We start from the raw sequence: 14116 nt of genomic DNA on the forward strand, positions 1-14116 counted from the left end.
ACCGCGGCTGCTTGCCGCATGATGGGAGCGTGGATGTTAAATCGTATTCGTATCTCGACCACACTGTTTTTGATTCTGATCCTTTGCGGTGTGTTGCAGGTTGGCAGTAACGGGTTGTCTTTTTGGGCGTTTCGCGATGGCTATCAGAATTTGCAGGAAGTTGAGGCGAGTAACCAGCAGCGCGCCGCCGTGGCACAGACGCGCGCCGTACTGTTGCAGGCAAGCACGGCGCTGAACAAAGCGGGAACCTTAACCGCTCTGAGTTATCCGCCGGATGACATCAAGGCATTGATGGTGACCGCGCGCGACAGCCTGAAGCTGGCTGACGCGCAGTTTAACGCCTTCGCGGCACAGGACGCCGGCAGCGCGGAAGTGAAAGCGCTGAAAGTCGCGATGAAGAAGCGTTTTGATCAGTGGCACAGCGACCTGGATCACCAGGCGACCTGGCTTGAGAACAACCAGCTCTCGGACTTTATGACCGCGCCGGTCCAGGCGTCCCAGGCGGCGTTTGATGCGAGCTTTAATGCCTGGCAGCAGAACATTAACCAGTTTGTCCAACGCGCCGGGAATGACAGCCGTAAAAACTACCATATGTCAGGCGTGATTTTTGCTGTGGTGGTGATTCTGGCGGTGCTGCTGACCGGCGGTGCCCTGTACTGGTCGCGCAGAATGATTGTGCAACCGCTGGCGATCGTCAGCAGCCACTTCGACAGTATTGCGAAGGGTAACCTGGCGCGTCCGGTGGCGGTGTACGGCAAGAACGAAATTTCGGCGATTTTTGCCAGCCTGAAGGCGATGCAGGGCGCCCTGCGGGAAACGGTCTCCGATGTGCGACAGGGCAGTTATGCCATGCACACCGGGATCTCGGAGATTGCGGCAGGCAATAACGATCTCTCGTCGCGCACCGAGCAGCAGGCAGCTTCGCTGGCGCAAACGGCTGCCAGCATGGAGCAGCTCACCGCGACGGTAAGCCAGAACGCGGATAACGCGCGTCAGGCGTCTGACCTGTCCAGACAGGCGGCGATGACGGCGAAGAAGGGGGGCGATCAGGCCTCTCACGTGGCCAGTACCATGCAGGACATTGCCGCCAGTTCACAGAAAATTGGCGACATCATCAGCGTGATTGACGGTATTGCGTTCCAGACCAACATTCTGGCGCTGAACGCGGCCGTTGAAGCGGCACGCGCCGGTGAGCAGGGGCGTGGTTTTGCGGTTGTGGCTGGTGAAGTCCGTAATCTGGCGAGCCGCAGCGCCAACGCTGCGAAAGAAATTAAAGGACTGATTGAAGAGTCTGTCTCACGCGTCCAGCAAGGCTCTGCCCTGGTGGACACGGCGGCGAAAACCATGCACGAAATCGTCACCTCCGTTACGCGGGTTAACGACATCATGGGCGAGATTGCTTCTGCGTCCGATGAACAGCGTCGCGGAATTGAGCAGGTGGCCCAGGCGGTAAGCCAGATGGATCAGGTCACGCAACAAAACGCCTCGTTAGTGGAGGAAGCGGCAGCGGCAACCGATCAGCTGGCCAGCCAGGCGGATCATCTGACCGGGCTGGTCGCGGTATTTAATGTGAAAGAGCACGTTGAAGCAGTAACAGAAGTCGGGCGGTCGCAGGCCGTGCCAGTTGTATCCTGAATGTAATTAAGAAGGCGCTATGACATCACCAATGCCCTCAGGGCAAACGTCATTACTGTTGCAGATGACACAGCGCCTCGCGCTGTCCGACGCGCATTTTCGTCGGATATGTCAGTTAATCTACCAGCGTGCGGGGATTGTGCTTGCCGATCATAAGCGAGACATGGTCTACAACCGTCTGGTGCGGCGCTTGCGTACGCTGGGGCTGGACGATTTTGGTCGCTATCTGAGCATGCTCGAAGCGAACCAGAACAGCGCAGAGTGGCAGGCTTTTATTAACTCGTTAACCACCAACCTGACCGCATTTTTCCGTGAAGCTCACCACTTCCCGGTCCTGGCGGAGCACGCGCGTCGCCGCAGCGGGGAGTATCGCGTCTGGAGTGCGGCCGCCTCAACCGGGGAAGAGCCGTACTCGCTGGCGATCACCCTTGCCGACACGCTGGGTATGGCGCCTGGACGCTGGAAAGTCTACGCCAGTGATATTGATACCGAAGTGCTGGAAAAGGCACGCAACGGCGTGTATCGCCAGGATGAGCTGAAAACGCTGTCACCTCAGCAGTTGCAGCGTTACTTCATGCGCGGAACCGGCCCGCATGAAGGCCTGGTGCGCGTGCGCCAGGAGCTGGCGAACTGTGTCGAATTCGCGCCCGTCAACCTGCTGGATAAGCAGTACAACGTGCCGGGACCATTCGACGCCATCTTTTGCCGTAACGTCATGATCTATTTTGATAAAACGACGCAACAGGACATTCTGCGTCGGTTTGTTCCGTTGCTCAAGCCTGACGGTTTACTGTTTGCCGGGCACTCGGAAAACTTCAGCAACCTCGTGCGTGAGTTTAGCCTGCGTGGGCAAACGGTATATGCGCTGAGTAAGGAAAAAGCATGAGTAAAATCAGGGTGTTGTCTGTCGACGATTCTGCGCTGATGCGCCAGATCATGACTGAAATTATCAATAGCCACAGCGACATGGAGATGGTGGCGACAGCGCCTGATCCGCTGGTAGCGCGGGATTTAATTAAAAAATATAACCCCGACGTGTTAACGCTGGATGTCGAAATGCCGCGCATGGATGGCATTGATTTCCTGGAAAAATTGATGCGCCTGCGGCCCATGCCGGTGGTGATGGTCTCATCCCTGACCGGAAAAGGATCTGAAATTACCCTGCGTGCGCTGGAGTTAGGGGCGGTGGATTTTGTCACCAAACCTCAGCTTGGCATTCGTGAAGGGATGCTGGCGTACAGCGAAATGATCGCCGAGAAGATCCGCACCGCGTCACGTGCGAAGCTTGCCGCGCACAAACCGATGGATGCACCGGTAACGCTGAAGGCCGGTCCTTTACTCAGTTCGGAAAAACTGCTGGTGATTGGGGCGTCAACCGGGGGAACAGAGGCAATTCGTCATGTACTCCAGCCATTGCCGCTTTCAAGTCCGGGTATTCTGATCACGCAGCATATGCCGCCAGGCTTTACCCGCTCGTTCGCCGAGCGTCTGAACAAGCTGTGTCAGATCAGCGTGAAAGAGGCGGAAGACGGTGAGCGCGTACTCCCCGGCCATGCGTATATCGCACCGGGTGACAAGCATATGGAGCTGGCGCGCAGTGGCGCTAACTATCAAATCAAAATTCATGACGGGCCGCCGGTAAACCGGCACCGTCCGTCGGTGGATGTGCTGTTTCATTCGGTGGCGAAACATGCGGGGCGCAACGCCGTTGGGGTGATCCTGACGGGGATGGGTAACGACGGTGCCGCCGGAATGCTTGCAATGCACCAGGCTGGCGCCTGGACGATTGCGCAGAATGAAGCAAGTTGTGTGGTGTTCGGCATGCCGCGCGAGGCCATCAATATGGGTGGCGTGAGCGAAGTGGTCGATCTTAGCCAGGTAAGCCAGCAGATGCTGGCGAAAATCAGTGCCGGACAGGCAATACGTATTTGACTCAGGAGTATTATTTTATGGCGGATAAAGAGCTTAAGTTTTTGGTTGTGGATGACTTTTCCACCATGCGTCGTATCGTACGCAACCTGCTGAAAGAGCTGGGCTTCAACAACGTTGAAGAAGCAGAAGACGGCGTTGATGCGCTGAACAAACTGCAGGCGGGCGGGTTTGGTTTTGTTATCTCCGACTGGAACATGCCAAACATGGACGGTCTGGAACTGCTGAAAACCATCCGTGCGGACGCGGGAATGGCGTCATTGCCGGTTCTGATGGTGACCGCAGAAGCGAAAAAAGAGAACATTATTGCCGCAGCACAGGCGGGCGCTAGTGGCTATGTCGTGAAGCCGTTCACTGCGGCCACCCTGGAAGAGAAGCTCGGTAAGATCTTCGAGAAACTCGGCATGTGAGGTGTTGGTTATGATGATGCAACCTGCTATGAAACCCGTTGAAGAACACTCGCCCAGCGATATCATTGCCCGCATCGGCAGCCTGACACGCATGCTGCGTGACAGCCTGCGTGAACTGGGGCTGGACCAGGCAATTGCTGAAGCGGCGGAAGCCATTCCGGATGCCCGCGATCGTCTGGACTACGTTGTGCAGATGACCGCTCAGGCGGCTGAACGTGCGCTGAACAGCGTTGAAGCGTCACAACCGCATCAGGATGCGATGGAGAAAGGCGCGAAAGCGCTGACCAAACGCTGGGATGAGTGGTTTGAGAATCCAATCGAGCTTGCGGATGCCCGCGAGCTGGTCACGGATACCCGTCAGTTCCTGGGCGATGTGCCGGGCCACACCAGCTTTACCAACGCGCAGCTGCTGGACATCATGATGGCGCAGGATTTCCAGGACCTCACGGGCCAGGTTATCAAACGCATGATGGATGTGATTCAGGAAATTGAACGTCAGCTGCTGATGGTGCTGCTGGAGAACATTCCGGAACCGGCCGCTCGTCCAAAACGCGAGAACGAAAGCCTGCTCAACGGTCCACAGCTCGACGCCACCAAAGCGGGCGTTGTGGCAAGCCAGGATCAGGTAGACGACCTGCTGGACAGCCTTGGTTTCTGATTGAGGTGATGACCCTCAGGTTGCGCGCGCAACCTGAGGGTATGCCGCTTAATTTTGAGTGCATAACGCTGGGGTGGCTGGCCCTTGCTCACGCACTGCTTGCTGACAGTGTTGCCAAACGCTATCTCAAATTTTTTTTTTGCCGTTTTTTACTCATCACCCGATTGCTCCGACGCTGAACTGGCTAAAAGAACCCGGTTATTGGGTTTTTTCAACCCATTGATGAAAGGTCAGGCTGGCATGATACCCGTGACTAAATGGGCTGCGAGCAGGCACTGTGGCAGAAGAGAACGACGACAAAACGGAAGCCCCCACACCCCACCGACTAGAAAAAGCGCGTGAGGAAGGGCAGGTCCCCCGATCCCGAGAACTGACATCCCTGCTGATCCTCATCGTAGGCGTGTGCATTATCTGGTGGGGTGGGGAGGCGCTCGCCCGCAAACTGGCGGGAATGCTCTCGGCTGGCCTACGTTTTGACCACAGTATGGTCAACGACCCTAACCTGATCCTCAGCCAGATAATCCTGCTCGTTAAAGATGCCATGCTTGCGCTGTTGCCCCTGATTACCGGCGTCGTGCTGGTGGCGCTGGTCTCGCCCGTAATGCTGGGCGGTCTGGTGTTTAGCGGGAAATCGCTGCAACCCAAGTTTTCAAAACTGAATCCGCTGCCGGGGATTGCGAAAATGTTCTCGGCGCAAACCGGTGCGGAGTTGCTTAAAGCGATTCTGAAATCGGTCCTGATGGGCAGTACCGGCGGTTTTTTTCTGTGGCACCACTGGCCGGAAATGATGCGCCTTATCAGCGAATCGCCGTTAACCGCGATGAGCAATGCGCTGAACCTGGCCGGGCTCTGTGCCCTGCTGGTGGTGCTCAGCATTATTCCCATGGTGGGTTTTGACGTTATCTTCCAGCTTTACAGCCACTTCAAGAAACTGCGCATGTCTCGTCAGGATATTCGGGATGAATATAAGCAGATGGAAGGTGACCCGCACGTGAAAGGGCGTATCCGCCAGATGCAGCGTGCTGCCGCCCGTCGACGGATGATGGAAGATGTGCCAAAAGCCGACGTCATTGTGACTAACCCGACACACTATTCCGTTGCGCTGCAGTACGACGAAAACAAAATGAGCGCGCCGAAAGTGGTGGCGAAAGGGGCGGGGCTCATCGCCCTGCGTATTCGTGAAATTGGTACCGAAAACCGGGTGCCCATACTCGAAGCGCCTCCGCTGGCGCGCGCGCTGTATCGCCATGCGGAAATTGGACAACAGATCCCAGGACAACTCTACGCCGCGGTGGCGGAAGTGCTGGCCTGGGTATGGCAGTTGAAACGCTGGCGTCTGGCTGGTGGTCAACGGCCTGTGAAACCTGAGAACCTTCCGGTGCCTGACGCGCTGGATTTTATGAACGAGAAGGACACTGATGGCTAATCTGGTGGCAATGTTGCGCCTGCCCGGCAACCTGAAATCGACGCAATGGCAGATCCTTGCCGGACCGATTCTCATCCTGCTAATTCTGTCGATGATGGTGTTGCCGCTTCCGGCGTTCATCCTCGACCTGCTTTTCACATTCAACATTGCGTTGTCCATTATGGTTTTGCTGGTGGCGATGTTCACCCAGCGCACCCTTGAGTTCGCCGCATTCCCGACCATTCTGCTGTTTACCACCTTGTTAAGGCTGGCGCTGAACGTGGCGTCAACCCGTATCATTCTGATGGAAGGCCACACCGGTGCTGCCGCGGCGGGTAAAGTGGTTGAGGCATTCGGCCACTTCCTGGTCGGCGGTAACTTTGCCATCGGTATCGTGGTGTTCGTCATTCTTGTCATCATCAACTTTATGGTTATCACCAAAGGGGCCGGACGTATCGCGGAAGTGGGCGCGCGTTTTGTGCTTGACGGGATGCCGGGCAAGCAGATGGCCATCGACGCGGATCTGAACGCCGGGCTTATTGCCGAAGATGAAGCCAAAAAGCGCCGCTCGGAAGTGACGCAGGAGGCTGACTTCTACGGCTCAATGGACGGTGCGAGTAAGTTTGTTCGCGGTGATGCCATTGCGGGCATCCTGATCATGGTGATTAACGTGGTCGGCGGCCTGCTGGTGGGCGTGCTGCAGCACGGTATGGACATGGGCCACGCGGCGGAAAGCTATACGCTGCTGACCATTGGTGACGGTCTGGTGGCTCAGATCCCGGCACTGGTCATCTCAACGGCGGCGGGGGTTATCGTGACCCGCGTCAGTACCGATCAGGATGTTGGCGAGCAGATGGTCGGGCAGCTCTTCAGCAACCCGCGCGTGATGCTGCTGGCCGCCGCGGTGCTGGGCCTGCTTGGTCTTGTGCCGGGAATGCCAAACCTGGTGTTCCTGCTGTTCACTGCGGCATTGTTGGGCCTTGCCTGGTGGATGCGTGGCCGTGAGATGACCCCGGCAGCGGAACCTGCTCCGGTAAAAATGCCGGAGAACACGCAGGCCGTGGAAGCGACCTGGAACGACGTTCAACTGGAAGACTCGCTGGGAATGGAAGTAGGGTATCGCCTCATCCCGATGGTCGATTTCCAGCAGGATGGCGAACTGTTGGGCCGAATCCGCAGCATCCGTAAAAAATTCGCCCAGGACATGGGCTTCCTGCCGCCGGTGGTTCACATCCGCGACAATATGGATCTGCCGCCAGCGCGCTATCGTATTCTGATGAAAGGCGTAGAGATTGGCAGCGGTGATGCTTATCCAGGCCGCTGGCTGGCCATTAACCCGGGCACCGCGGCAGGTACGCTGCCAGGCGAGCAAACCATCGACCCGGCCTTTGGCCTGGCTGCCATCTGGATTGAAAGCGCGCTGAAAGAGCAGGCGCAAATTCAGGGCTACACCGTGGTGGAGGCGAGTACCGTGGTGGCGACTCACCTGAACCATCTGATTGGACAATTCTCGGCAGAGCTGTTTGGTCGTCAGGAAGCCCAGCAACTGCTCGATCGCGTCACGCAGGAGATGCCGAAGCTGACGGAAGATCTCGTGCCAGGCGTCGTGACGCTGACCACGCTGCACAAGGTGCTGCAAAACCTGCTCGAGGAAAAAGTGCCGATCCGCGATATGCGTACCATTCTGGAAACCCTCGCCGAGCATGCACCGTTGCAAAGCGATCCGCACGAACTGACGGCGGTGGTGCGCGTGGCACTGGGACGGGCGATCACGCAGCAGTGGTTCCCGGGCACCGGGGAAGTGCAGGTTATTGGCCTCGATACGCCGCTTGAACGTCTGCTGCTGCAGGCTCTGCAGGGCGGTGGAGGGCTGGAACCTGGCCTGGCCGACCGTCTGCTGGAGCAAACACAAGAGGCGCTGGCGCGTCAGGAGATGCTGGGTGCGCCACCGGTTCTGCTGGTGAACCATGCGCTGCGTCCGCTGCTGTCGCGCTTCCTGCGCCGTAGCCTGAACCAGCTGGTCGTGCTGTCGAATATGGAGTTGTCGGATAACCGTCATATCCGTATGACGGCGACGATCGGAGGAAAATAATGCGTAAGTGGTTATGGATTTTACTTTTTCCGCTGGTGGCCCAGGCCGCCGGGGAAGGGACCTGGCAGGCCAGCAGCATTGGCGTGACCCTCAGCAACCGCGGTGTCGCCATGTCTTCGCGACCGCTATCACCGACTGAGCCGGTGTCCGGTCTGATGACCCTGGTGGTCTGGAACTACACGCTTATTGGCCCAACGCCTGCCGGGCTTCGGGTACGGCTGTGCTCCCAGACACGCTGTACGGAAATTGACGGAGAGAATGGCACCACTCAGGCCTTCAACGGCGTGCCTGCTGTCGAACCTTTGCGCTTTATCTGGGAAGTGCCGGGCGGCGGACGCCTGATCCCTGCGCTGAAAGTTCAACGTAATTCCGTCATCGTCAACTACCGCTAATACCCCGCCTTCTGCGTCAGCCATCAGCCATTTCTGATGGCTGGCTCGCAAAAAATGACCTCCTCTTTTGATGTAAAAGAAACGCTGTTTTATAAATCAGTGACACGCGTAACGACACTCTTTGCATTTTTGCCAGCCGCTTGCCGGTGATGGCAAAAACAGAAAGGTATCACCAGGTCGATACTCTTACTGTAGCCGTGTAATAACTCCCGGATCAGATTTTGCTTACAGGGAGTCTCCCAAAACTGAGTAGGGTTGACGGCAATGAAAACACGAAAAATTGGACTCGCAAATTATCTTGCTTACGGGTCAGGCGATTTCCTCGGGGCGGGAACCACCGCCCTGACGGCGGCCTGGCTGTTGTATTTTTATACAACGTTCTGTGGACTCTCCCCGATTGAAGCAACCTTCATCTTTGCCGCCGCAAGGGTACTGGATGCCGTCGTCAGCCCTTTGATGGGCTTTTTGACCGATAACTTTGGCACGACCTGGCTCGGCAAGCGCTTCGGTCGGCGTAAGTTCTTTATTCTGCTGGGGATCCCGTGCGTATTCAGCTACTCCCTGATGTGGGTGGGGGAGATGAGTTTCTGGTATTACCTGCTGACCTATCTGGTGTTCGATATCGTCTACACCATGATTCTGGTGCCGTACGAAACGCTGGTGCCGGAAATGACCGATGACTTCAAACAGAAAACCCGCTTCTCAGGTGCCCGTATCTCGATGGCGCAAATGTCTGCCATCCTGGCCTCATTCCTGCCGGGGATCCTGCTCACGCATTTCGGCAAAGACAACGCGGTCTCCTTTTTCTATGCAAGCCTGGTCTTCTCCGTGCTGTGCGCGCTGATGCTGATGCTCGTCTGGTTCTTCACCTGGGAGCGACCGCGGGAAGAGTGGAGCGAAGCCGCCCTGCGTGCCGAAGAGGAGAAGAAGAAACTGTCGCTCGGGCAGAGCCTCAACCGCCTGTTTGTGGAGTTGAGCTCTACGCTGCGCGTGAGAATTTTCCGTCAGCATCTGGGGATGTACCTTGGCGGGTATATCGCCCAGGACGTCTTTAATGCCGTGTTTACCTACTACGTGGTTTTCGTGCTGATGCAGGAAGCATCCATGGCCTCCAGCCTGCTGGGCACGATGGCCATCTTCCAGTTTATTGCGGTTATCGCCATGATCCCGCTGTGCATTCGCTTCGGACCCGCGCCGTCCTATCGGATGGTCGTGGTGCTGTTTGGCCTGGCATCGCTTTCCTACGCCGTGCTGTATTACGCGGGCCTGAGTGATATCTACTCTCTGCTATTGCTGGTCTCTGCAGTTGCCGGTCTGGGACGCGGTGGGATCAACTATGTACCGTGGAATACCTACACCTACATTGCTGATGTCGATGAAGTGATCACCGGCCAGCGCCGCGAAGGGATTTTCGCCGGCATCATGACGCTGACCCGTAAAGCCTCGCAGGCGGGGGCGGTAATGCTGGTGGGCATTGTGATGCAGATGTCCGGCTTTGTCAGCGGACAAAAGACCCAGCCCGCGGAAGTGAGCCACACCATTCTGCTGATCCTGAGCGTGGGAACGCTTCTGGTTCTGTTCTGCGGCTTCCTGGTCTCGCTGCGTTTCAAACTCAATTTGCACACCCACACCACGTTGCGTGAAGAGACCGCCAAAATGCGCGCGTCTGGCCGCGCCATTCCTGAGAGTGCGACACCAGAAGCCCGCGCCACCGTGGAGATGCTGGCCGGTATGCCTTATGCGTCGCTGTGGGGCAATAACAACATCGGTTATCTTAATCGTAATAAGCCTGCGGCACCTTCGCTGAAGGGGCGTGCGGTACTGAATTCGACATACAACAGAGGTTAAGATAATGAAAGTTTGGCCGGTCAAACACAGTCCACTCCTGCGTCAGCCTGCGCATTTCATCGCCCGGGACGAGCTGAAATCGCTGATTGAAAAGGTGACGCATAACCTCGTTAATATCCACGATACAACAGGTGAGTTTTTACTGCGCCTGGACGACGGGCGGGTCATTGACACCAAAGGATGGGCAGGCTGGGAGTGGACCCACGGCGTGGGGTTATACGGTATCTGGCAGTATTACTGCCAGACGGGCGATGAAGCGATGCGTGACATCATTGACCGCTGGTTTGCCGATCGTTTCAGGGAAGGGGCGACCACTAAAAACGTGAATACCATGTCACCGTTCCTGACGCTGGCATATCGTTATGAAGAGACCAGAAACCCGGCCTGGCTGCCGTGGCTGGAAAGTTGGGCGGAGTGGGCCATGAATGAGATGCCGCGCACCGACCATGGCGGCATGCAGCACATCACCCTGGCGGAAGAGAATTCTCAGCAGATGTGGGATGACACGCTGATGATGACGGTTCTGCCGCTGGCGAAAATCGGCAAGCTCCTTAATAAACCGGAGTACGTTGAAGAGGCGGTGTATCAGTTTCTGCTGCACGTGCAAAACCTGATGGATCGCGAAACCGGCCTGTGGTTCCACGGCTGGAATTACGAAGGCCACCATAACTTTGCGAAGGCACGCTGGGCACGAGGCAACAGCTGGCTGACCATCGTGATCCCGGATTTCCTTGAACTGGTGGATTTGCCTGAACATAACGCCGTTCGTCGCTACCTTGTGCAGGTGCTGAACGCGCAGATTGCGGCCCTCGCCAAATGTCAGGACGATAGCGGCCTGTGGCATACGCTGCTCGACGATCCGCATTCCTACCTTGAGGCGTCAGCCACGGCAGGCTTTGCCTACGGTATTCTGAAAGCGGTGCGTAAACGCTATGTCGGCGCGGAATATGCTGAGGTGGCGGAGAAAGCGATTCGCGGCATTGTGGAAAATATCTCGCCGGAAGGGGAGTTACTGCAGACGTCGTTCGGTACGGGGATGGGCAGCGATCTGGCGTTCTATCGCCAGATCCCACTCACGTCGATGCCCTATGGACAGGCCATGGCAATCCTGTGTTTAACGGAATACCTGCGCAAATATTTTTGAACATAAAAAACCCGGCGATGGCCGGGTTTGTTTATTACATGCGCTCTACGGTTTCGATACCCAGGGTATCCAGACCCAGCTTCAGGGTCTTCGCCGTCAGCTGAGCCAGCTTCAGGCGGCTGTTGCGGACCGCTTCGCTTTCCGCAGACAGGATAGGGCAGTGTTCGTAGAAACCGGAGAACAGACCCGCCAGATCGTACAGGTAAGAGCACATCACGTGCGGGGTACCGTCACGTGCGACAACGGCCAGCGTCTCTTCAAACTGCAGCAGACGTGCCGCCAGCTGGGCTTCGCGATCTTCGGAAATGATCACCTCAGCATTGGCCAGCGCGCTTTCATCGATACTGGCTTTACGGAACACGGAGAGCACGCGGGTGTAGGCATACTGCATATACGGCGCAGTATTACCTTCAAAGGCCAGCATGTTATCCCAGTCGAAGATATAGTCGGTGGTACGGTTCTTGGAGAGATCCGCGTACTTCACTGCACCGATACCCACGGCGTTGGCGAGTTTTTCCAGCTCATCGGCAGGCATATCCGGATTCTTCTCGGCCACCAGACGGCGGGCGCGTTCCAGCGCTTCGTCCAGCAGGTCGGACAGCTTCACGGTACCGCCTGCACGGGTTTTGAACGGCTTACCGTCTTTACCCAGCATCATGCCGAACATATGGTGTTCAAGCGGCACGGAATCCGGCACGTAGCCTGCTTTGCGCACGATAGTCCACGCCTGCATCAGGTGCTGGTGCTGACGGGAGTCGATGTAGTACAGCACGCGGTCCGCATGCAGCGTTTCGTAACGGTATTTCGCACAGGCGATATCGGTGGTGGTGTAGAGATAGCCGCCATCCTTTTTCTGGATGATCACGCCCATCGGTTCACCTTCCTTGTTTTTATACTCATCAAGGAACACGACCGTAGCGCCTTCGCTCTCAACCGCCAGGTTTTTGGCTTTCAGGTCGGCCACAATGCCAGGCAGCATCGGGTTATAGAGGCTTTCACCCATCACATCGTCACGGGTCAGGGTAACGTTCAGACGATTATAGGTGAGCTGGTTCTGGGACATGGTGATGTCAACCAGTTTACGCCACATCTCGAGGAAGTACGGGTCACCGCCCTGCAGTTTTACCACGTAACTGCGCGCGCGCTCGGCAAAAGCGTCGTCTTCGTCGTAGTGTTTTTTAGCTTCGCGGTAGAACCCTTCCAGGTCTGCCAGGGCCATCTCACCCGCGTTTTCCTGCTGCTGTTTTTCCAGGTAAGCAATCAGCATCCCGAACTGGGTACCCCAGTCGCCCACGTGGTTCGCGCGGATCACTTTGTGTCCGAGGAACTCCAGGGTACGCACGGCTGCGTCACCGATAATGGTGGAACGCAGGTGCCCTACGTGCATCTCCTTCGCCACGTTTGGCGCTGAGTAGTCAATCACCACGGTCTGCGCTTCTGGCTGGGAGACACCCAGACGGTCAGATTTCAGCGCCGCGTCAACGTGGCGTGCCAGGAAAGCAGGCTCAAGGAAGATGTTGATAAATCCAGGGCCGGCGATTTCAGTTTTGCTGGCAATACCGGTGAGATCCAGATGAGTCAGCACCTGCTCGGCGAGTTGTCGCGGCGGCATACCCAGTTTTTTAGCCACTGCCATCACGCCATTAGCCTGATAGTCGCCAAACTGTACTTTTGCTGACTGACGAACCTGCGGTTCGCAATCCGCAGGCGCACCTGCGGCAATCAGTGCCTGACTGACTTTTTCGGAGAGAAGAGCCTGAATATTCACCTGGATACCTTACATTTTTGATGCGGGCAAATAACCGCCCGCGCCAGTTAAAGAATTTAGGGCGGGAGTATACTGCAAATGCCTTCTGGCGTCAGCATTGCGGGGGCCGAAGATTGCTCAGAATCCAGGCTAAGAAAGCATGCATAAACATGCAGTCGTAAAAACCGCTATTCAGAGGTTGGTCGAAAGAGGGCAACAGAGTAAATTAGCGGCTTTGCGACACGATAAGAGACTGACGTATGGCGAACTGGCACTCCATTGACGAACTGCATGATATTTCCGCAGATTTACCGCGCTTCACCCAGGCGTTCACAGAACTTGCCACCCGCCTTGGTCTGGATATTGCGCCGCTTGAGGCCGATCACATCTCCTTGCGCTGTCATCAGAACGCAACCGCCGAGCGCTGGCGTCGCGGGTTTGAACAGTGTGGCGAGTTACTCTCAGAGAACATCATCAACGGTCGCCCCATCTGCCTGTTCAAACTGCATGAACCGGTGTGCGTGGCTCACTGGCAGTTCAGTGTGGTCGAATTGCCCTGGCCGGGCGAGAAACGCTATCCGCATGAAGGCTGGGAGCATATCGAAATTGTCCTGCCGGGTGAGCCCGAAACGCTGAATGCCCGTGCACTGGCGCTATTGTCTGATGAGGGTCTGAGCAAGCCTGGCATTTTTGTGAAAACAAGTTCCCCGAAAGGCGAACGTGAGCGTCTGCCTAATCCTACTCTGGCCGTCACTGACGGACAGGTTACCGTGAAGTTCCATCCCTGGACGATCGAACAGATTGTTGCCAGCGAAGCATAAGATGTGACCGTACGCTGAGACCGGGCGTAGCCTGC

The 14116-nt window shown here is 56.6% G+C and carries 12 protein-coding genes; 11 read left to right on the top strand and 1 reads right to left on the bottom strand.

Features of this window, described 5'->3' with window-relative positions; translation table 11 throughout:
* Positions 1 to 33 precede the first annotated feature (33 nt).
* The 10 genes from tap to BJP35_RS21365 all read left to right on the top strand — a co-directional run bounded on the left by tap (position 34) and on the right by BJP35_RS21365 (position 11513).
* Positions 34 to 1635 carry a methyl-accepting chemotaxis protein IV gene (gene tap / locus BJP35_RS21320; RefSeq protein ID WP_032680769.1) on the top strand — a complete coding sequence of 534 codons (1602 nt, stop codon included), beginning with the start codon at positions 34 to 36 and terminating at the stop codon, positions 1633 to 1635.
* Positions 1636 to 1654: 19 nt separating this feature from the next.
* Positions 1655 to 2521 carry a protein-glutamate O-methyltransferase CheR gene (gene cheR / locus BJP35_RS21325; RefSeq protein ID WP_017384409.1) on the top strand — a complete coding sequence of 289 codons (867 nt, stop codon included), beginning with the start codon at positions 1655 to 1657 and terminating at the stop codon, positions 2519 to 2521.
* The gene (locus tag BJP35_RS21330) at positions 2518 to 3567 is read left to right on the top strand and encodes a chemotaxis response regulator protein-glutamate methylesterase (RefSeq protein ID WP_014170663.1); all 1050 of its coding nucleotides are present in this window, start codon (positions 2518 to 2520) and stop codon (positions 3565 to 3567) included. Before cheR ends, BJP35_RS21330 begins: the two co-directional genes overlap by 4 nt.
* Positions 3568 to 3584: 17 nt before the next feature.
* The gene (gene cheY / locus BJP35_RS21335) at positions 3585 to 3974 is read left to right on the top strand and encodes a chemotaxis response regulator CheY (protein WP_000763862.1); all 390 of its coding nucleotides are present in this window, start codon (positions 3585 to 3587) and stop codon (positions 3972 to 3974) included.
* A gap of 13 nt (positions 3975 to 3987) precedes the next feature.
* Complete coding sequence (gene cheZ, locus BJP35_RS21340) at positions 3988 to 4632, top strand: protein phosphatase CheZ (protein ID WP_013096065.1); 645 nt, start codon at positions 3988 to 3990, stop codon at positions 4630 to 4632.
* Positions 4633 to 4909: 277 nt separating this feature from the next.
* Entirely contained in the window at positions 4910 to 6058 is a 1149-nt protein-coding gene (gene flhB / locus BJP35_RS21345) for a flagellar biosynthesis protein FlhB (RefSeq protein ID WP_014170659.1), read from the top strand.
* Positions 6051 to 8129, top strand: a complete 2079-nt coding sequence (gene flhA / locus BJP35_RS21350) for a flagellar biosynthesis protein FlhA (RefSeq protein WP_014170658.1) — start codon at positions 6051 to 6053, stop codon at positions 8127 to 8129. Before flhB ends, flhA begins: the two co-directional genes overlap by 8 nt.
* Complete coding sequence (locus tag BJP35_RS21355; protein ID WP_123266835.1) at positions 8126 to 8521, top strand: flagellar protein FlhE; 396 nt, start codon at positions 8126 to 8128, stop codon at positions 8519 to 8521. The genes flhA and BJP35_RS21355 overlap by 4 nt, the downstream gene beginning before the upstream one ends.
* Positions 8522 to 8785: 264 nt before the next feature.
* Complete coding sequence (locus BJP35_RS21360; RefSeq protein WP_025203842.1) at positions 8786 to 10369, top strand: MFS transporter; 1584 nt, start codon at positions 8786 to 8788, stop codon at positions 10367 to 10369.
* 4 nt (positions 10370 to 10373) lie between these two features.
* Positions 10374 to 11513, top strand: a complete 1140-nt coding sequence (locus BJP35_RS21365) for a glycoside hydrolase family 105 protein (protein WP_086463549.1) — start codon at positions 10374 to 10376, stop codon at positions 11511 to 11513.
* 34 nt (positions 11514 to 11547) lie between these two features.
* On the opposite strand, the gene argS is transcribed toward BJP35_RS21365, so the two are convergent.
* Positions 11548 to 13281 (bottom strand): arginine--tRNA ligase, encoded by a 1734-nt coding sequence (gene argS, locus BJP35_RS21370; protein ID WP_014170653.1) that lies wholly within the window; start codon positions 13279 to 13281, stop codon positions 11548 to 11550.
* Between the two features lie 239 nt (positions 13282 to 13520).
* Here argS and BJP35_RS21375 point away from each other — a divergent pair, with 239 nt between their 5' ends.
* Positions 13521 to 14081: a VOC family protein gene (locus BJP35_RS21375; protein WP_014170652.1), complete on the top strand. Its 561-nt coding sequence runs from the start codon at positions 13521 to 13523 to the stop codon at positions 14079 to 14081.
* Positions 14082 to 14116: the final 35 nt, after the last annotated feature.

The organism is Enterobacter sp. J49 (assembly GCF_002148625.1).
GTDB lineage: Bacteria > Pseudomonadota > Gammaproteobacteria > Enterobacterales > Enterobacteriaceae > Enterobacter > Enterobacter ludwigii.